Annotated in this window: 17 protein-coding genes; 7 read left to right on the forward strand and 10 right to left on the reverse strand. The window is 48.7% G+C overall.

From position 1 onward, the window contains the following. Positions 1-23: 23 nt before the first annotated feature. Complete coding sequence (locus ACY2RR_RS14940; RefSeq protein ID WP_490108958.1) at positions 24-1,238, reverse strand: tryptophan--tRNA ligase; 1,215 nt, start codon at positions 1,236-1,238, stop codon at positions 24-26. Positions 1,239-1,430: 192 nt separating this feature from the next. Between ACY2RR_RS14940 and ACY2RR_RS14945 the strand changes: the two genes are divergently transcribed. After that, on the forward strand, positions 1,431-4,211 hold the full coding sequence (locus ACY2RR_RS14945; protein WP_490108959.1) for a hypothetical protein: 2,781 nt from the start codon (positions 1,431-1,433) through the stop codon (positions 4,209-4,211). Between the two features lie 22 nt (positions 4,212-4,233). Here the strand turns inward: ACY2RR_RS14945 and ACY2RR_RS14950 are convergent, their stop codons facing one another. The 3 genes from ACY2RR_RS14950 to ACY2RR_RS14960 form a co-directional block, all read right to left on the reverse strand. Beyond that, positions 4,234-4,854: an L-threonylcarbamoyladenylate synthase gene (locus ACY2RR_RS14950; protein WP_490108960.1), complete on the reverse strand. Its 621-nt coding sequence runs from the start codon at positions 4,852-4,854 to the stop codon at positions 4,234-4,236. Between the two features lie 126 nt (positions 4,855-4,980). Further along, on the reverse strand, positions 4,981-7,251 hold the full coding sequence (locus ACY2RR_RS14955) for a nitric-oxide reductase large subunit (protein ID WP_490108961.1): 2,271 nt from the start codon (positions 7,249-7,251) through the stop codon (positions 4,981-4,983). 338 nt (positions 7,252-7,589) lie between these two features. Beyond that, positions 7,590-8,486 carry a PHP domain-containing protein gene (locus ACY2RR_RS14960; RefSeq protein WP_490108962.1) on the reverse strand — a complete coding sequence of 299 codons (897 nt, stop codon included), beginning with the start codon at positions 8,484-8,486 and terminating at the stop codon, positions 7,590-7,592. 95 nt (positions 8,487-8,581) lie between these two features. Here ACY2RR_RS14960 and ispZ point away from each other — a divergent pair, with 95 nt between their 5' ends. The 3 genes from ispZ (at position 8,582) to ACY2RR_RS14975 (ending at position 10,281) form a co-directional block, all read left to right on the forward strand. Further along, positions 8,582-9,181 carry a septation protein IspZ gene (ispZ, locus tag ACY2RR_RS14965; protein WP_490108963.1) on the forward strand — a complete coding sequence of 200 codons (600 nt, stop codon included), beginning with the start codon at positions 8,582-8,584 and terminating at the stop codon, positions 9,179-9,181. Between the two features lie 135 nt (positions 9,182-9,316). Next, positions 9,317-9,985: a TIGR04211 family SH3 domain-containing protein gene (locus tag ACY2RR_RS14970; protein WP_490108964.1), complete on the forward strand. Its 669-nt coding sequence runs from the start codon at positions 9,317-9,319 to the stop codon at positions 9,983-9,985. A 110-nt stretch (positions 9,986-10,095) separates the two neighbouring features. Continuing rightward, positions 10,096-10,281 (forward strand): DUF2061 domain-containing protein, encoded by a 186-nt coding sequence (locus tag ACY2RR_RS14975; protein WP_490108965.1) that lies wholly within the window; start codon positions 10,096-10,098, stop codon positions 10,279-10,281. Between the two features lie 9 nt (positions 10,282-10,290). Here ACY2RR_RS14975 and ACY2RR_RS14980 read toward each other — a convergent pair whose 3' ends face one another. Continuing rightward, positions 10,291-10,584 (reverse strand): Rdx family protein, encoded by a 294-nt coding sequence (locus ACY2RR_RS14980; protein ID WP_490108966.1) that lies wholly within the window; start codon positions 10,582-10,584, stop codon positions 10,291-10,293. A 134-nt stretch (positions 10,585-10,718) separates the two neighbouring features. Here ACY2RR_RS14980 and ACY2RR_RS14985 point away from each other — a divergent pair, with 134 nt between their 5' ends. After that, positions 10,719-11,612 (forward strand): hypothetical protein, encoded by an 894-nt coding sequence (locus ACY2RR_RS14985; protein WP_490108967.1) that lies wholly within the window; start codon positions 10,719-10,721, stop codon positions 11,610-11,612. 49 nt (positions 11,613-11,661) lie between these two features. On the opposite strand, the gene ACY2RR_RS14990 is transcribed toward ACY2RR_RS14985, so the two are convergent. Further along, positions 11,662-13,461 carry an ABC transporter ATP-binding protein gene (locus ACY2RR_RS14990; protein ID WP_490108968.1) on the reverse strand — a complete coding sequence of 600 codons (1,800 nt, stop codon included), beginning with the start codon at positions 13,459-13,461 and terminating at the stop codon, positions 11,662-11,664. A 176-nt stretch (positions 13,462-13,637) separates the two neighbouring features. On the opposite strand from ACY2RR_RS14990, the gene ACY2RR_RS14995 reads away from it, so the two are divergent. Then, positions 13,638-14,261, forward strand: coding sequence for a phosphoadenosine phosphosulfate reductase domain-containing protein (locus ACY2RR_RS14995; RefSeq protein ID WP_490108969.1), 624 nt, complete (start codon positions 13,638-13,640; stop codon positions 14,259-14,261). Positions 14,262-14,332: 71 nt separating this feature from the next. Here ACY2RR_RS14995 and ACY2RR_RS15000 read toward each other — a convergent pair whose 3' ends face one another. From ACY2RR_RS15000 to ACY2RR_RS15010, 3 genes are all read right to left on the reverse strand, one after another. After that, on the reverse strand, positions 14,333-15,640 hold the full coding sequence (locus ACY2RR_RS15000; protein WP_490108970.1) for an NCS2 family permease: 1,308 nt from the start codon (positions 15,638-15,640) through the stop codon (positions 14,333-14,335). A gap of 264 nt (positions 15,641-15,904) precedes the next feature. Then, positions 15,905-16,222 (reverse strand): BolA family protein, encoded by a 318-nt coding sequence (locus ACY2RR_RS15005; RefSeq protein WP_490108971.1) that lies wholly within the window; start codon positions 16,220-16,222, stop codon positions 15,905-15,907. Between the two features lie 58 nt (positions 16,223-16,280). After that, complete coding sequence (locus ACY2RR_RS15010; RefSeq protein ID WP_490108972.1) at positions 16,281-17,582, reverse strand: OmpP1/FadL family transporter; 1,302 nt, start codon at positions 17,580-17,582, stop codon at positions 16,281-16,283. A gap of 139 nt (positions 17,583-17,721) precedes the next feature. Here ACY2RR_RS15010 and ACY2RR_RS15015 point away from each other — a divergent pair, with 139 nt between their 5' ends. After that, positions 17,722-18,189: a DUF2147 domain-containing protein gene (locus tag ACY2RR_RS15015; protein ID WP_490108973.1), complete on the forward strand. Its 468-nt coding sequence runs from the start codon at positions 17,722-17,724 to the stop codon at positions 18,187-18,189. On the opposite strand, the gene ACY2RR_RS15020 is transcribed toward ACY2RR_RS15015, so the two are convergent. Further along, positions 18,186-18,821 carry a tRNA-uridine aminocarboxypropyltransferase gene (locus tag ACY2RR_RS15020; protein ID WP_490108974.1) on the reverse strand — a complete coding sequence of 212 codons (636 nt, stop codon included), beginning with the start codon at positions 18,819-18,821 and terminating at the stop codon, positions 18,186-18,188. The genes ACY2RR_RS15015 and ACY2RR_RS15020 overlap by 4 nt on opposite strands. Between the last annotated feature and the right edge of the window lie 52 nt (positions 18,822-18,873).

Consider the following 18,873-nt stretch of genomic DNA (forward strand, 5'->3'; position numbering starts at 1 on the left):
CCGTCTTGTTCTTCTTGTTCGAATCAACGCCAGCCAAGCCCCATGGCTTCCCTGACTTCTTTCAGGGTTTCTCCGGCTTCATCACCAGCACGCTCACAGCCTTCTGCCAGAATATTACTCACTTCATCCGGGTTAGCCTGCAGTTCTTCCGCTCGTAAACGGATTGGTGCAATCTCTTCTTCAATGGCTTCAATCACCGGAGCTTTACACTCCAGACAGCCAATAGAAGCGGTACGGCAACCATCACACACCCACGCCTGCTGCTTTTCGTCGGAGTAAACCTTATGGAAACTCCACACCGGGCATTTTTCCGGCTCCCCTGGATCAGTCCGGCGAATACGTGCCGGATCTGTGGGCATGCGTTTAATTTTGTTAGCAATCGTATCGGTATCATCCCGCAGGGCAATATCGTTGCCGTAAGACTTGGACATCTTCTGCCCATCCAGCCCTAACAGTTTTGCCTGTGGCGCCAGCAATGCCAATGGCTCTGGCAGAATCACCTTACCGGTACCTTCCAGGTAACCCTGTAAACGCTCCTGATCACCCAGCGTAATATTTTGCTGTTCCCGGAGCAATGCCCGGGCGGTTTCCAGTGCTTCCAGGTCACCCGCCTCCTGGTAAGATTTACGCAGACTTCGGTACAGTTTGGCCTGCTTGCGCCCCATCTTATTGATGGCCTGCTCGGCGTTCTGTTCAAAACCGGGCTCACGACCATAGATGTGATTGAAGCGTCTTGCCACTTCCCGGGTAATTTCCAGATGAGCTTCCTGATCGGCCCCTACCGGCACCAGCCCAGCCCGGTAGGCGAGAATATCAGCGCTCTGCAGCAGCGGATATCCCAGGAAACCATAGGTAGCCAGATCCCGCTCTTTCAGTTTTTCCTGCTGATCCTTATAAGTGGGCACACGCTCCAGCCATGACTGGGGTGTCATCATAGATAACAACAGATGCAGTTCTGCATGCTCAGGCACCCGGGACTGGACAAACAATGTTGCCTGACCTGGGTTAATGCCCACCGCCAGCCAGTCAATCACCATATCCAGGGCATGTTCCTGAATCAGGGTGGTGTCGTCGTAATGGGTGGTGAGTGCATGCCAGTCTGCCACGAAGAAAAAGCACTCGTACTCATGCTGTAGAGTCAGCCAGTTCTTCAGTACACCGTGATAATGGCCCAGATGCAGTTGCCCTGTAGGGCGCATGCCGGACAGAACCCGCGATTGAGGGTCTGCTGCGTTCAAGGATCAGCTCCTGCAATGAATTTCGATTGTGAAATTATACCGATTCAACAACCGATGAATAGCAGGATTGTTACGGGTAACACCGCTGACATATTGATTAACAGCACCAACGAAGGCGTTAGGCGGCATAGCAGAAGCCATGAGTTTTATTGTCTTAGAAAACAACGTTCATGAACCTTGAGTAACTTTTTTATGGCTATGCAAACCAACCTATCCGTCCCTTCTGGATCGACAACCACAACACTTGTTCAACTAGCGGCACCAGGATCTTCCAATGGTTCTTCCAGCCCTGTTCAAGAGAAACCTCCCGTTCTAAGGCTGGTTCTGCGTAAGCCTGACACTCATGATTTGCCAGAAACAGATATACAAAGGAGAGGTATCAAACGGAGGTTTATAGATGACACCGAAGTTTCCCAGAACAAACGTTCCAGGTCAGACAGAAACAGGCGCGCAACCTCTGTAGAACCAGAAACGGAAGGCACCCGCAAACGGAAAATGGCGGAAGCAAGAAAACGAGTTATAGCAGGTGAACCCCCACGCCCTCCGATGACGTGTGTTCAATTCCCCCCTGCTTCAGAGACAACAGCTCGGGAATTACAAGACCATATACACCAGCTTCGCCTCAGACTGCGTAACTATACCCCAGCCAGCCTTGCTGGTTTGACCTACTCCTGTATTGGTACAACGTGTCCACCTCCCATAAATGTTCCGCACTGTGTCAGTCATAATCATGTTATCGCGCACTGCATCACCAATGGCTTTCAGAGCTCCCTGAAAGAGCTTAACGAAGAGCAGGTTCGTCAAATTCAAAACCTGATCGCCCGCATGCTCCAGCAAAACCCTTCGCAAGCGCATCAGGCACTGACTGAGGTTATGACCGCACTTGCCAATGCCGAAACCCAGACGTTAAACGTTCCTGAATGCGTTAACCACGATGATGTTATCCCTGGTTGTACTGAGGATGGACATCAGAGCACGCTTGTAGAAATTGATAAGCAGTGGGTTCAACTGATTAAAAATCTGATCGCTCCTATGATCCAACAAAACCCTGGGCAGGCTCATCAGGCACTGACAAAGTTTATGACTGCTCTTAACGATTCCAGGACCCATGAGCTGAACGTTCCGGAATGCGTCAGCCACGACGATGTGATCGCACACTGTATGGCCAGTGGTTTTCAGAACACATTAATAAGTATCGATGAAGAATGGGTACGTCTGATCGAGAACCTTATCGCTCGTATTATCCAGCAGAATCCGGCACAGGCTAAGCAAGCTCTGACCGAGGTTATGGCTGCCCTGGCCAGCCCTAACACTCGTCTGACCAACATGTCGAAATTTTTCAGAGTGTTCTATGGCATGCTGGCAGCACACCGAACTGACGAAGAAGGGTCAACAGTTGTACCAACAGCCCTTATTGAACAAATGACAGCTCTTGTACGCGAGAAAATTTCCCAGTTGCTTCAATCCATAGATAGCCTCTCTGAAGAAGATATTGCCGGCTTGGCCCCTATTGATCTTGAAGCTCTTAAAGCCGGGACACATAAACCTAAAGGTAAACACTCCAAAGCTCGGCAAGCCGAAGTGAGAGCTTTTATTGAAGAATTGCAAAAGCAGTTGAGAGCGGCCGTTTCCCTGGAATCTTTTATGGCGACGATGAAAAACATCGTGGAAACAAACCCCAGTGTTTTCCAGTCAGAACCTGAAACGCTCTGGGCTTTAATGGAAAAACAGCAGCTGGCAGCCGCAGCTTTCAGTACCGCCAGCTGGAGTTGTGATAGTGAAAAGATGAAAGCTTTGTTTGAAGTCATTACTGATAAAAGCAAAACACCAGGGCGCTTAATGCTTGAACTTATGCGCCAGAACCAGCGCCCACAAGGGAAGCCATGGAAGCTTTTATTTGAAGGCTTACAAAAACTGGATAAAGAGAGAAAACAAATAACTCAAGATGACATTCTCCAGCTGTTGTCACTACTGGAGAATTATATAGAAAGCCTGAAACAGGGGGATACCAGCAGTCTTGAACAGCCAGACTTTGCGAACAATATGGCCAAGCTTATGTTCATGCTGAACATTACAATTGCCAATGTCTGTGACGACTCGGATGACGGTACTCCACAACCTCTTAAGCAAAAAATCCACCAGCTTTTAGAAACTTTCCAATCGTTAGAGGTGCTCTATAAGGCTGGGGGGTGCCTCACAGCTCATAACCCAGAAGGGCTATATAACTATCTGCAACAGTTACCTTCAGACGCCGCTGTTGAGGCCTTAACCGAACTGGCAGTAACTCTGGAAGCGTACCCTGATAAAAGGCTGGATCAAGTTGACTTGATAAAATACGCTAAAAGGAACGTAGAAGCATTTTTAGAGGCATACACCTGCCTTGTGAAATACCTACAGGCAATAGAAAAAGACCTTGAAACGGCTGAACAGAAAGTCGTTTTCATGCGTGTTCGCAAGATTGTAGAACGACAACTCACACAGCTGCAGTCAGACTGTCAACACGCCATCCAGACTGGTACTCAACAATCTACTAGCTCTGATGAGAGTAAGGCATTGGAAAAAGCTGCAAGAAAGATTACCCATTTATCCAGTAAAGCAAACTCATTACAGGCTGACATCGCGGCTTTGCAGGAGTTTGTTTTTGAAGAACCACAAAGCCACCTACCGGCAACCGTGATGCCTTCATTAACTGCTCAGATAGTTCCATCAAGCTGTGAAGCGCATGTAGCAGAGACATCGTCTACAACAACACCTCAACCAGCACCAGAGGAAGAGAAGGCGGTTACAACAAGTGAAACCGCAACCACTTCTACAGAGAACTCTCCAATGGAGACAGAAGCAACAGACCAACCTGTGGCCGAAAAATTGTCTGACCGAAAAGAAGAAAAGGAAGAAAGCAGCGAGGATGAAGAGGATTTGTTCGGCCCAGCTCGCATAATACTGCCCATATCTAGCAAGACGGGTTGGTACTAAGCTCCTCAAAGAAATCCGGAGATCAGCGAAAGATGTCCGGATTTCCTTTTCCTTCCCGCCAGATTTCGGGGGCATCATCCACAAGGCTGACAACTGTTGTTGGCTCCATGCCACAGAAACCGCCATCAATCACCAGATCAAGATGGTGTTCCAGGGTTGCCCGGATATCGTAAGGATCAGTGAGAGGGAATTCATCGCCCGGCATTTGCAAAGTCGAGCTCAACAAGGGGCCACCTAAATCAGCCAGTAATGCGCTGACAATATTATGCTCCGGCACACGAATACCAATGGTACGACGCTTAGGGTGCATCACCAGTCTTGGTACTTGCGAAGTCGCGGGGAGAATAAAGGTATAAGCGCCGGGAGTCGCCGCTTTCAATAGCCGATAATCTGAGTTACCAACTTTTGCGTAAGTAGCCAGTTCTGACAAATCCCTGCATACCAATGTCATATTATGACGTTCATCCAAACGGCGAATCTGCCGTATGCGTTCAACAGCTTTTTTATCACCGATGCGACACCCAAGAGCATAAGCCGAATCTGTTGGGTATGCGATCACACCACCCTGCTCGAGAATGGCAACAGCCTGTCGAATGAGACGCGCCTGAGGGTTATCAGGGTGGATCTGAAAAAACTGGCTCACAGGGTATTCCTTGGAGAAACCGGGAGGGCTCCCGGAGGCGGCTGAAGTATAAGCCAGTTACAACATCAGAAGAAGGTTTCCAGAAAAACAGATTACGCCTATCAGTCGATGGCCATGTATTTTTTATTAATCGCCTTTTCTCAGGTGTGAATATCCAATGCATCCTGCAATTGCAATAGGCAACACACCGAAAACAATAAAAATCACATCGCCGGGCAAGCGCAACCACTCATAGAGTCTTGGCATTGCCTGACCTGTGTACTCAAGACTCCGGGCGTGCCAGTAGCCGTTTTCAAGCACATCCAGCAGTTGCATAACTCCACCGGGAAACAGGCTGAAAAACAACATACAGGCCAAACCAATATTCAGCCCCCAGAACGAAGCCCGGATATATTTTTCCAGTTTTTGCCATACGGCATCAGAAGCGACTTGCCGCAAACAGAACACCATCAACCCTAAGGCCAGCATACCGAAAACTCCCATCATCGCTGCATGACCATGATTAGGAGTCAGCTGGGTTCCCATTTCGTAATAACTGACAATAGGCAGGTTGATTAGAAAACCGAAAACACCTGCTCCGGTAAAGTTCCAGAAACCAACGCCCATCAGAAAGTAAAAAGTCCATTTATGGGGAATCGAGAAACTCTCACCTCCATTACGGCTGCGAGTCAGCTTTACAAAATCCCAAGCATCCAGAGTAATCAGGGTGAGAGGAACAACTTCCAGCGCAGAGAACACGGCACTAAACGCCATATTCATATTGGTATGGCCAGTGAAATACCAGTGGTGCCCAGTTCCGATCAGTCCACCTCCAAAGTACAGAATGGCATCCAGATAAATGACCCGGGTAGCCGTTTCCCTGCGCACCACACCCAACCGGTGCAGAATAACGGCTACCAGCACAGTAACAAATAACTCAAAGAAACCTTCCACCCATAAGTGGATAATCCAGAAGCGCCAGGTATCAACAATGGAGAAATGCGTCTCTCCATCAAAGAACATAGCGGGCAGGTAGAAAACCGGAATAGCCAAAGCAGAAAGAACAAACAGATAACTCATTTCCTTCTGGTCAACATCTTTAAACGAAGGCGCAACAGCCCTGAACACAAGGAAAAACCAAAATAATAAACCTATTGCCAGAAGAATCTGCCAGAACCGCCCAAGTTCCAAATACTCCCAACCCTGATGACCAATCCAGAACCAGAGATCAGGCAACATTTGTAGCGAACCAGCCCACTCACCAATCAGGCTACCTGCAACAACAACCACTAATGCCCAGAAAAGAAGGTGTATACCAAATGCCTGCTTGCCCGGTTCACGACCGCCAAGTATCGGAGCAAGAAAAAGAGCACCAGCGACATAAGCTGTAGCAATCCAGAATATAGCCAGCTGCAGGTGCCAGGTTCGCAGAATATTACTGGGCATCCAGGAAGAAATATCCACACCATAAAAACTGCCCGGATCAGCACGGTAATGAGCTGTTGCGCCACCAACTACGGTTTGCACCAGAAACAGCAGCCCCACCACAGCAAAATATTTCAGCACTGCCCGCTGCCCTGCAGTGACTTCGCCCGGTATCAGGGTTGGAACAGAATGGTTGCCTGTGTCGCCCCACCCTAAATAATCAAACTTGCCAAACGCCAACAGTACAACGCCTATACCACCCAGCAGAAATACCAAACTGATAGCGCTCCATAACAAGGTCGGGCCGGTGGGAAGGTTGCCAACTGAAGGGTCGTAGGGAAAGTTATTCGTGTAGGAATAACTCTCGCCAGGGCGATTAGTCACCGAGGCCCAGGCTGTCCATGAGAAAAAAGCTACCAGCTCCCGCAGTTCTTCCGGACTCTGAATATAATTTGCAGGCAAGCCACCGTTATTATCCGGATGGGAGAAATACTGCTCCCACCATAGTATCTGGGTTTCAAAAGACTCAACTTCCGGGTCGCTTAGATACAAGACCTTTGTCGCACTGTCGTATCTGTTTTCTTTCAGTATGGAAACAACAGAGGCATCAACCAGAACTTTTTCTCCGGGCTCCAACTGTGCAACAGGTTTGCCAAACTCTTCCCGAGCCATAAACCGCTGAGTGGTATCCGCAAGGCTGTGGAGATACTGGGCAGAAAAGTCTGGCCCAAGATAACCGCCATGCCCCCAGATAGTGCCGTTATCCATCAAACCGTATTTGAGAAACACCTGCTGCCCGGCAGTAATATCCTCACCGGTAAATAGAATCATACCCGTCGGAGTTACAACCTGTTCAGGAATCGGCGGCGCGTCATGATGCACTTTCACTGTCAGCACACCCAAAACAGTAAAACCAAACACCATCACCAGAAGGAGAGCCCAACGCCAGCGTGTAAACGAAACTGGCTTATTCGAAGAATAATTCTCGGACACGACCCTGACACTCACAGGAAAAGCGAAACAGTGAGCTTATGAGAGGATTTCAATTATGCAAGGTAACCTAGGGTGTGTTCACAATTAAACATACGACTCAGTGGCTCTGAATGCCGTCAGGCGTTAGAAAGGCTTGTGAAAATCGTAGTTATTCTACATTGAGCAAGCCTGACACCACGAATGATGGCATTCAGAGCCACCCGAAGGGCATTCCCAAAAGTTTCTATGGCTGCGTTGCAGTCCCTTGAAAGGCAATCAGCATTCCAGCGGAACTGCGCCTATCCCTAGAAACTTTTGAGAATGCTGAGTTCGATGTTTAATTGTGAACACACCCTAGGTTAATCGATTTCCAGCAATTCTGTGATTGAACGACAATTTTCTGGTAAAGGCCCAAGGCGACCAAGTTCTACATAATCATTCCACGGGCCATGAAAATCGCTGCCCATGGAAGCGTGAAGATCAAACTTTTCACAATAACGGGCCATGGTTTCCCGCTCACCACGCGGTTGCTGACAGCCAAGTACTTCCATCGCCTGACCACCAGCTTCGGCAAAAGCACGGATCACTTCCTGAAGTTTCATTCCAGTCATCCGGTAACGTCCCGGATGTGCCAGTACCGGCACAGCGCCCCAGCTCAGTACTGCTTTAACAGCATCCGCCATATGAGGCCAAAACTGTTTGGCGTTACCGATACGTTTGGCACTCAGGTATTTGTCAAAGGCGCTATTACGATCGCCAGTAATACCTTCCTGAACCATCCATCCGGCAAAATGAGGGCGGCCAACCTGCACTTCAGAGTCCGGCAGGGTAAAACTCTCATCGGTTTCCCGCTGGGCTAAACGAGCCTGTTCCAGCGCACCTTCCAGACACTGTTCGGCAGTGTAATCCGGTAACCGTCTGGATACTTTGTCAGCAATCCGCTCACAACGCTGCCAGCGAGCTCTACCCTGAGCAGCCAGAAAATCCTGAACATCCGGGTTATCCAGTTCAAACCCCAGGGCCACAATATGAATTTCACGGGAGCCCCAGACTGTTGATAGCTCACACCCGGGGATCAGTTGAATAGTTTCAGGAACCCCCTTTTCCACCAGCCAGCGGGTACCGGCAACGGTGTCATGGTCGGTCAGTGCCAGACAGTCCACGCCTGCGCCAATCGCCCTTTCCAGAAGCTGCGCCGGGGATAAAACCCCATCTGAGGCGGTACTGTGGCAGTGGAAGTCTACTTTTTGTGACATGTCTGTTCTTTATCCCGACCGGAAGTGGCTTTACACTAGAGGCACGAATTTTGAAGGAGATATTGGCGATTGTCGCCGATTAACCAGATTTTTGCATGAAACAATTTATCGACTTCCTGCCCCTGATTATTTTCTTCATCGTGGCCAAGATGGATCCACGGGAAGTATCCGCCCTTGGTCAGACCTTTGAACTGGGCGGTATTATCAGTGCCACAGCCATTCTGATCATCACCTCCGTTATTGTTTACGGGTTGCTCTGGTTTAAGCAGAAGTCCCTGGAAAAAGGCCAGATTTTCACCCTGGCCGCCGTTATGATTCTGGGCTCCATGACTGTTATGTTCCGAGATGAAACCTTCCTGAAATGGAAAGCGCCCATCGTTAACTGGGTCTTTGCTGTAGTTTTTCTGGCCAGTCAGTTTATTGGAAGCAAAACCATTATTGAGCGCATGCTGTCCCATGCCATGAAGCTCCCTCAGGAGGTGTGGTACAAGGTAAACTTCAGCTGGGTTATTTTCTTTACCCTGTTGGGAGCAGCGAACTGGTTTGCGGCTTTTATGGTACCAGGAGACTTTTGGGTAGACTTTAAGGTGTTTGGAAACCTTATCCTCACCTTTGCTTTCGTTATCATCCAGTTCATGTTCCTGAATCGCCACTTACAGGACGGCCAGCCCGCCCACAGCGACAAACCGGAATAAATTCATCACACATTCGGCGGCATTTTTTGTAGTCCCGATAGATGTGTGTTAAGAATTTCATCACAAAACAGATTCAGAAAATGCAGCCACCGTTTACGGGAGAGCTGCATTTACTTATTTATACGGAGACCGGACTTGAAACGCCTTATCCCACTATTAATGGTTATCTTGACTCTGCCTTCCTTTGCAGCAGCAGAAACCGTTTACATTTCTGACACGCTGTATGTTCCCCTGCGTTCTGGCCCTGGCGGCAGCTTCCGCATTGTGAACCGTGCCCTGAAAACAGGCACCCCACTTATTCTGGTAGAGAAAGAACCTGTAGACGGTTACTACAAGGTCACCACTCAGGGCGGCCAGGAAGGCTATGTTCCTGGACAATATGTTCTGTTTGAGCCTCCTGCTGCCGCCCAATTGAAAGCCGCCCAGGATGAAACTTCACGTTTGAAACAGCAGACAGCCACTCTTACCCAGAAATTAAAAGAAACAGAATCTTCCCTGAAGGAAGCCACGGCATCTCTGACTTCCAGCGATCGTACCGCGAGTAATCTGCAGGAAGAACTGGCCCGTATTAAAGCCATTTCTGCCAAGAGCATTGATCTTGATAAGCGCAACCGGGAACTGGTGTTAGCAAATGAACAACTGATGAATGAGCTGCAAACCCTGCAAAGCACCAACCAGCAATTGGCTGATTCTTCAGAACAGCAATGGTATCTGTATGGTGCCGGGACCCTATTATTTGGTCTGCTTCTGGGCTTTATTGCCCCTATGCTGCAACCACGACGCAAGAAGTCCGGCTGGGCCTGATAGCCAAAACCTACCAAATAGATAGAATTAATTAAATCTACTCATCAAATAAAAAGCCCTACCATAACCTCAAGACAAGCAACTCTAAGAAACAGGTTATGGAGGGTGTCATGGCAAAAACAGCATCATTTGCAGCCGTCCACTTCACAGTTGGCTTTTCTATTGTTTACCTGATGACCGGCAGCCTGGCCATTGGTGGCATGGTTGCCCTTGTAGAACCGGCATGTAACACCGTTGCCTACTTTATCCACGAAAAGGTATGGGACAGCCGGAAACAAACAGTACTTGGTGTCTGATGACCGGATTTAAGTCCGGTCTATATGGCCTAGCGAGCGTTCAGGGTCAATACGATCCCGCACCCTGCGTTTCAGCTCACGGGCATCGGGGAAACCACCATCGGCTTTTCTTTCCCAGACCTGATCACCGTTTACTGTGACCTGAAATACACCACCGGAACCAGGAATAAGGCGAACCTCTCCAAGATCCGTAGAAAAGGTTTGTAACAATTCCTGGGCCATCCACCCGGCTCTGAGCAACCAGTTACACCCAGTGCAATAGGTGATGGTTACCACCGGTGCCTTGTAATCTTCCTCTGCCATACTCTCTCCCCAATCCGTCACGCTCTGCATCTTTCTGTAACCTGAACAGAGATAAATCATTACAGAAATCCCTGAACCAACCCGCCTTTTATCTGGTCTTTTAAAACAACATTCAACTCGGGGTGGCAACAACCATGAGTTTTTTCTCGCGAGTGATTCTTCCTTCGGTGATGATTATAACTGCCTCTACAGCGCATTCTGGCGCAATTCCTGTCATGTATCGAACAGAAAGGGATTTTCAGGGGGATGCAACAGAACATCTTTACCAGACCCCACCAGATATTGGCTCCCGCAAACAGTTTATTGAACGACTGGCTTACCGGAGAAATAACCTTCCGAAATACCCAGCCATGATGCGCCCGGTGCAAGAGAGCCTTTTGAAAAGCCGGGATGATATCCTGATCTACGCACTGGAAAACCAGCTACTGCTCTTGGCGACGGACACTCTTGCCATTGCCCAGACTCAACAATATGCCTGGCACATAGCGGAATACGCCAGCATCACTATGGCCGGTATGGAAACAGGGCAGGCGCTGGACACACCTTATGAATCAGCTCTGGAAGCTCTGGCTTTTTTGAGCGAGTTTATTAATACATTAGAGCTGATGGATACCTATCTGACATCCATAGACTGGTCATCATTGCGAGGGCATATCGATAAGGCACTCGGACACATGCTCAATATAGCCAACGACATTAATGAGAATGCTTTTCGGAATGCCATGAGCCCAAGTGCATTATCTGAGCTTATTACCGTACTGAGTTCAACAATAAAAAGTCAGCGTCCCTACAATCAGAGCCACCGCAATTTCACCACCATTGGCATCAAGATTGACCAGGTACTTAACACCTACAACATGGCTGCCCCTTTTGCTGGCGAGCAACCCATTGATCTCGGCGTTTATATTCAGGATAAAAAGCCTGTTATCAAACACCACATGAATTGCTGGCCAATAAAAACTGTTCGGGAAGCGCCCTTCTTTATCTGCACAGAACTCAAGAGAAAGAAGAAACCCAAGTCATCGTAGGTTGGGTTAGCCGCAAAGCGGCGTAACCCAACAAAACCAAAGTAGTGAGTTATGCGGTTCTTTTATGGCTTTGAAGATCACCATACAAGCGGGCATACAAACCATTCTGCATCAATAACTGCTCATGGCTGCCCGCCTCACTGATAACACCATCTTCAAAAACATAAGCACGATTAGCCTGCTTTACCGCACTGAGGCGGTGAGCAATGATGATGGACGTCCGATGAGCCAGAAAATCTTCCAGCGCCTGATGCAAACGAAACTCGGTATCTGCATCCAGAGCAGAAGTCGCCTCATCCAGAATAACAACTTTCGGATTGCTGATAATCATGCGGGCAATAGCCAGACGCTGTCGCTGACCACCCGATAAACGAACACCATTATTACCAACACGGGTATCCAGCCCCTGATCAAGTTGTTGAATATAATCATCCAATTGAGCAACTTTCAGTGCCTGCCAGAGTGCCGCATCATCAGCCTCTCTTCCCAGAGTTAAATTTTCCCGAACCGAAGCATCAAACAGAGCCGGGTGCTGAAGCACGATAGACACATTTTCCCGCACATTGTCGACACCAGACTGGTCAATGGAAACCCCGCCATAACACACATCACCGCTCTCGGGGCTGGCCAGACCAAGAAGAACTTTCACCAGTGTGGATTTGCCTCCACCACTGGCTCCTACCAGTGCTACTTTCTCTCCGGAGGCAACGGACAAAGAAACACCTTTTAGAACTGGCGACTCACCATAGGAAAAGTGCAGATCACGTACTTCTACAGGAACAGTGGTTTTACCGTTGAACGGATTCACTCCTGAAGAGGTGCGTACATCTTCATTCAACTCCAGCAAAGTATTAATACGCCCTAACGCAGCATTGGCAGCATAAAGCCCATACTGCATTTCCAGCAGTTCATTAACTGGAGTGAGCATAAACCAGAGATAACCGAAAACCGCGAACATCTGACCAATACTGAGGTCAGACATAACAACTGCCATCATGGCCGCAGCCCGGAACACATCCACCCCCACAACGAACAACATAAAACTCAGGCGGTTTGAAGCGTCGTTACGCCAGGAAAACTCTGTGCCACTGTCCCGCACATTCCGGGCGCGATCCATCAACCGAGCCAGATAATGTTTTTCCCGATTCGCTGCCCGAATCTCCTGAATACCACTAAGGGTCTCCGTTAATGTCTGCTGAAAAACATCGATGGCTTTGTTTTCCTGCTGCTTCAGGTTTTTGATCTGCTTGCCTAGCTTGGCAGTGAAATAAATCACAATTGGGTTCAAAACCAGAATCAGCAATGCCAGTTGCCAGTGCATCCACAAAAGAATGGCAGCTGTTCCCACCAGCGTTAGAAATGCCACCAGCAGTCGGCTGACTGTTGAGCCAATAAACTGATCAATAGTATTTAAATCAGTCACCAGGCGGGCAGAGACGGAACCACTCCCCAGCGTTTCGTACTCTTTCATAGAAATGCGTTCCAGCTTCTTCAGCAGGCTGGCGCGAATCCTGTAAGTCACTTCCTTGGATATCACTGTAAACTGGCGGGACTGCCAGACATTGAATACCAATGCCAGAATTCTCAAAGTAATACTGACCAACAGTAACAGGGCTATATAAAAACCGGGTGTTGACCACTCCCCTGGTATGAGGGGTGAAATAGAATTCACCACCAGGCCAGGCTGTTCCAGCAAAACTTCATCAACAAGCAGAGGTAACAATAAAGGTGTTGGCACACTGGCCAGCGTGGCTAAAACGGCAACACAGTTGGCAACGACCAGCTCTTTTTTAAAACCAAGAACAATCTGGCGAATACGCTGCCAGTTATAAGTATGTGAAAAGCTCAAAAAAGCATCCCTGATCTATTGTTATGTCAGACGTCCAAAGCCGTCTTTCTTATCCCGATTAGAACATATCCATATACTAAATCGCACTATTAATAGAAGCTCTTATTCGTAGACTCCGCCAGTGCAGGCTTTTATAGTGAGCGACACTCCAGAACGACCAACAACAACGAAAGACAATGACACAGACCCTTCAGGAACAGAGCGCCAGCTTAAAAGGCAAATCACCGGAAGAGATTATCCAAGCCGTTCTGGCTGATGCGAAAAACCCGGTAATCACTACTAACTTCGGCCCTCACGAAGCAGCGATTCTTCATCTTGCTGTTCAGCAAAAGCCGGATATCCCTGTTATCTGGATTGATTCTGGTTATGGCACAGCGGCAACCTATAAGTTTGCACAGCAGCTGATTAGCTCATTGAACCTGAACGTTCACGTTTACCACCCACAATACAGCCGGGCCTACCGTGAAGCGGTACATGGTGGAATTCCTGAAGTTGATACTCCGGAACATGATGCATTTACTCAGGAAGTTAAACTGGAACCCTTTAACCGGGCGATGAAAGAACATGCACCGGATGTCTGGCTGACTGCGATTCGCCAGGAGCAGACAGCATTCCGCCAGAACCTGGATATCCTCACAGAAACTCAGGATGGCCTGCTCAGAGTTGCCCCACTGTTTTACTGGACAGAACTGGACCTGGAAGAGTATCTGGTGGAAAACGATCTGCCGATTGAAGAAGACTACTTTGACCCAACCAAAGTTCTCGGTAATCGTGAGTGTGGCTTGCACACCACTCGCTGATAATTGGCGAGTAAAAGAAAAGCCCGGCCTGCTTAAAACAGTTCGGGCTTTTTTCTATCAGGTCGTACGGTTTACATCACAATCTTGGTCAGGCAAAGCGCGCCAACAATATAAGATACGATGCTGACCTGCCTGGAGTGGCCAGTCAGTACCTTGAGAATAATGTAAGACAGCATACCAACAATAATACCTTCAGCGATGCTGTAGGTGAGAGGCATAAACAGCACAGTCAGGAAGGCTGGGATAGATTCGCTGTAATCTTCCAGATCAATATCCTTGATTGGCGACAGCATAAACAGACCCACCAGTACCAGAGCTGGCGCAGTGGCAGCACCTGGAACCATCAGGAACAGTGGTGACAGGAACAGAGCTACGAGGAACAAGCCAGCAACTGTCAGGGAAGTCAGGCCTGTACGACCACCGGCGGATACACCAGCAGCACTTTCAACGAAGGTTGTTACTGTACTGGTACCCAGACAAGCTCCGGCAGTGGTTGCGATGGCGTCAGCAAACAGCGCCTGCTTACAACGTGGTACTTCACCATTTTCATCCAACATATCAGCCTTGGTAGATACACCCACCAAAGTACCAACTGTGTCGAACATATCCACAAACAGGAAGGTGAACAGGATAATTGCCATATCGGCAGAGAACACCTTGTCCCACTCAAACTGGAACATGATTGGAGAAATATCTGGTGGAGCCATGCCATTGCTGAAATCGGGCATGGAGGTCACGCCCATAGGAATGCCGATAACTGTTGCAGCAACAATGCCAATCAACAGTGCACCGCTCACATCCTTCACCAGCAAAACGCCGGTAATCAGGATACCCAGCAAGGCCAGCAAAGGCTTGGGATCCATCAGGGGGCCAACGGTAACCAGAGTGGCTGGGTTATCGACAACAATACCGGCGTTCTGCAGGCCAATAAATGCGATAAACAAACCAATACCGCAGGAAACAGCCTTCTTCAGGCTCAGCGGAATACTGTTAACAATGGCTTCACGGATATTAAAGGCAGTCAGAATCAGGAAGATAATACCTTCCAGCAGAATTGCGGTCAGTGCCATCTGCCAGGAATATCCCATTCCCAGAACAACACCATAGGCAAAGAAGGCATTCAGTCCCATACCGGGAGCAAGAGCAAAAGGCAGTTTTGCCCAGAGTGCCATTACCAATGTACCGATAATCGCGGAAATGGTGGTTGCCGTGAACACGGCCCCGAAATCCATTCCGGCATCTTTCAATATCAACGGGTTGACGATCAGAATGTACGCCATGGTCATAAACGTGGTGAAACCTGCAATCACCTCCGTTCTTACATTGGTACCATTGGCTTTCAGCTGGAAATATCTTTCCAGAGCTCCATCGGCAGCCATACTCTCCCCCTATTTGTAATTACAACCAGGATTCAGCTCGGGTGGCCCTAGGGATACTCTTTGAAAACATTTCAAAAAGGATTCCTACCCTGACTGGTGCGGGGAAACTACCACGGTGCTCAACGACCAATTAAGGGCGTTGTTCTGTGTATTTTCTGTTTAGCTGATGTATATCAAAACACGGGGAGCATCTTTACAAAAAAGGAAAGCCCGGAGCATTGTCCGGGCTTTCAGGGTGATTTATAGGATTTTTACGAAACCGGTTTATCCGGCTTTACTGCCTCCAAGACAGTTAGGACTGTCAGGAGACTGCCGATTGACCACTTCCCACTCCTGAGGAGTGTAAGTATGCAGCGCCAGAGCATGAACACCACTTTGTAGTTCTTCTGCAAGCACCTGGTAAACCTGCTGGTGCCGTTTAACGGGCATCTGCCCTGCAAATGTATTGCTGACAATCACCACTTTAAAGTGCGATTCCGAGCCAGCTGGCACATTGTGCATGTGGCTTTCGTTCTCAACATGCAGGTGATCCGGCTTTAGTGCCTGTTCCAGTTTCTGCTGAATTCTGTTCTGTACTTCCATCCCGCCGACCTCATCTTCTGCTCTGCAAAACTATGTTAACACGAGAGCAGAAAAAGCATTAGAACCGCCAGCGCAAACCTACACCAATACTGTTGATGCGGTTAGTCACTTCACCATCCGCTTTAATGGCTACCGATCCAGACAAATCTTTTACATTCTCATGAATCGTCCGACGGGTTGTCCAGGTATGTTGAAATGCCATATCTACCGCCAGATCTTTGCTCCACTCCCAGGTCGCACCTATAGATACTGCCTTGTAATCTCCCACGGCAAAATCAACGGTTGCCGTATGATTCGGTGTAGGAGAATCGTCGTAGGCCATTCCAGCGCGAACTGTCCAGCGAGGGTTTAACTTGTACTCTGTACCTAAAGCAAAACGCCAGACATCATGCCAGTCCATCACCTGAACTTCAGATTTGTTGATCAACTTACCACTGGTGGTTTTAGGTTCAAAAACCAGTTCATCAAACCGGCTCCAGCGGGTCCAGGTTGCATCAGCTTTGAGACTCCAATCCGGAGTTAAGTTATGAATGGCACTGACAGAAAATGTTTCAGGAATATCCAGTTTCAGACGCCCATCGGTTCGTTCAAACGTTGATCCGGTCATCGGCAACATTTCTTCAGGCAATCGCACTTCCATCTTGCCTTCAAGGGTATGCTTAATAGCGCTGCGGTAATTCAGGCCAAACTGCCAGTCTGGTAGAGGCTTATAGAAAAGGCCAAAGGTAAATCCAAAGCTGGTATCGTCACCGTCACTTTTAAACCGGCCATCCTGATCAGTTGCGGGAATTGCCCGTTCAATCTTGCCATCTGCGTACTCAGTGATCAGGCCTGCGCCAAGAGACAGTTGATCTGTAACCTGCCAGCCTACAACTGTCAGCAGGTTTACTGTGAGCAGTTCACTCTCAATAGATTGGTAACGCCCAACCCAGGTTTTATCAAACTCAGTGCCAGTACCCCAGGGCGAGTTAACACCTACTCCCAGCCACCAGCGATCGGCTATTGGGAATGCACTGTAGAAATTGGGAATAACTTCGGTACCCGTCCAGGTTTTATTATGTCCGGACACCGGGTCGCCATCTTCAACATAATAAACCCGGCCATCAAAACGGGTTTCATGGGGAATAGCGATTAAGCCACCAGTCACTTCCCTGCCTTGCAGCCGGGTAATGGCAGCCGGGTTGTACCACACCGCACTGGCATCAGAGGTTTCTGCGGCTCCACCAGAGAAAGCATCCCCCAGCCTGCGCACAGTCATTTCATCGACAGAAATACCATTGGCCAGACTGTCCTGACTGATAAATGCGTCGCCAGCCACAATGCCCGCGATAGCAAAGCAGATCCCCCGCAAGTCCGCCATGGCGGCCACCTCCCCACTCAAATAATGTTTTGCGGCAGTGGATATAGATGGCCTTACGCTTTTTCACAAGGAGAGGTCTACACTTTCCCGGCTTTTTTCAGGGGAATCACCCAAAAAAACACATTGTTACGGAGATCATATGAGCTACAGAAAGCTAACCTTCTCAGTTTTTATTACTGCCTGCCTGAGTTCCCAAATGCTCTCGGCAAGCAGTATTACCGGTCTTTGGGATATGCTGGATGAAGACGGTAACCTCGATACAACCATGCATATTTATCCGCAGGACGATACCGGCAAATGGGAAGGAAAGGCCGTGATCCTTCACCGCCCTCAGGATCAGGGCGATATCTGTACAGTGTGTCCGGGAGAGCGGAAAGACCAGCCAAAGCTGGGCATGGTTTTTCTCGAAGACTTGGAAAAAAGCAGTAAGAAAAAAGACGTCTGGTATGGAACGGCTCTCGATCCCGACTCCGGATCAATTTACACAACACGCTTTAAACTCTTACCTGACGACACTCTTGAGCTGTGTCCATATATGGTTACAGATAAGCTTTGTTTAATGCGGGAAATCTGGACACGTAGTCCGCATGCATTACCTGAAAACTAAAGTCTGTTGATTTTCAGGTAATTCGCCTGCCAGGTTGATTCTCCCATAGCGTCAATCTGGAACTGAATCATACGGTCAAAAGCATCAAGCATCTGCTGACAGGACTTCGGCGGATGCCCAACCTCTCCAAGCAAAGCCACTGTCGCTTCAACAGTGGAGATAAATCCATCTCCGGGGACCTTACGAATACGATAACGGGATACACTGTCTTCCGGCAGGGCAACCTTGGGCAACTCCCGAAGCCGGGGACAAAGGTGCAACATTTTGCGTGACTTTCGCCAGGTTGCATCGAGCACAATAACAACAGGCTGCTCCCCTTCAACTGATTGCGTTTGGCAGGACATTATTCCTTGAGGGGGCAAACTCTGCTCATCAGGGTAAAGAAGCCATGTTCGACCTTCTGCTTGATCCAAAAGAGCATTCAGTTCGACATTATTAGAAAAGTTTTCGCCAACAATAACTCTGCAGTTCTCTACCCCCAGCTTAACAATGCGACCAGTATTCAGCGCATGCTTCTGTTCTCTTGGGGTTTGCAGAAGAACAATATCGACAGGGGCAGAAAAAGCATCAAGCCCCTTACAGAGACACACAGAGACAGGTCGCTCACATCTTGCGCAACGATTGCGTTTCAACAGTTCTCACCCGGTGGATAAAAAGCCGAGTATACCGTGAAAGTCAGTGAAA

Source organism: Parendozoicomonas sp. 2304DJ65-17 (assembly GCF_058148445.1).

Excerpts from the sequence above, each read along its gene's own strand:
- ACY2RR_RS14980 (WP_490108966.1), bottom strand. The coding sequence starts at position 10,584 with ATGGCAGAGGAAGATTACAAGGCACCGGTGGTAACCATCACCTATTGC.
- ACY2RR_RS14960 (WP_490108962.1), bottom strand. The coding sequence starts at position 8,486 with ATGTCACAAAAAGTAGACTTCCACTGCCACAGTACCGCCTCAGATGGG.
- ACY2RR_RS15015 (WP_490108973.1), top strand. The coding sequence starts at position 17,722 with ATGAGCTACAGAAAGCTAACCTTCTCAGTTTTTATTACTGCCTGCCTG.
- ispZ (WP_490108963.1), top strand. The coding sequence starts at position 8,582 with ATGAAACAATTTATCGACTTCCTGCCCCTGATTATTTTCTTCATCGTG.
- ACY2RR_RS15000 (WP_490108970.1), bottom strand. The coding sequence starts at position 15,640 with ATGGCTGCCGATGGAGCTCTGGAAAGATATTTCCAGCTGAAAGCCAAT.
- ACY2RR_RS14995 (WP_490108969.1), top strand. The coding sequence starts at position 13,638 with ATGACACAGACCCTTCAGGAACAGAGCGCCAGCTTAAAAGGCAAATCA.
- ACY2RR_RS14985 (WP_490108967.1), top strand. The coding sequence starts at position 10,719 with ATGAGTTTTTTCTCGCGAGTGATTCTTCCTTCGGTGATGATTATAACT.
- ACY2RR_RS14945 (WP_490108959.1), top strand. The coding sequence starts at position 1,431 with ATGGCTATGCAAACCAACCTATCCGTCCCTTCTGGATCGACAACCACA.
- ACY2RR_RS15010 (WP_490108972.1), bottom strand. The coding sequence starts at position 17,582 with ATGGCGGACTTGCGGGGGATCTGCTTTGCTATCGCGGGCATTGTGGCT.
- ACY2RR_RS15005 (WP_490108971.1), bottom strand. The coding sequence starts at position 16,222 with ATGGAAGTACAGAACAGAATTCAGCAGAAACTGGAACAGGCACTAAAG.
- ACY2RR_RS14975 (WP_490108965.1), top strand. The coding sequence starts at position 10,096 with ATGGCAAAAACAGCATCATTTGCAGCCGTCCACTTCACAGTTGGCTTT.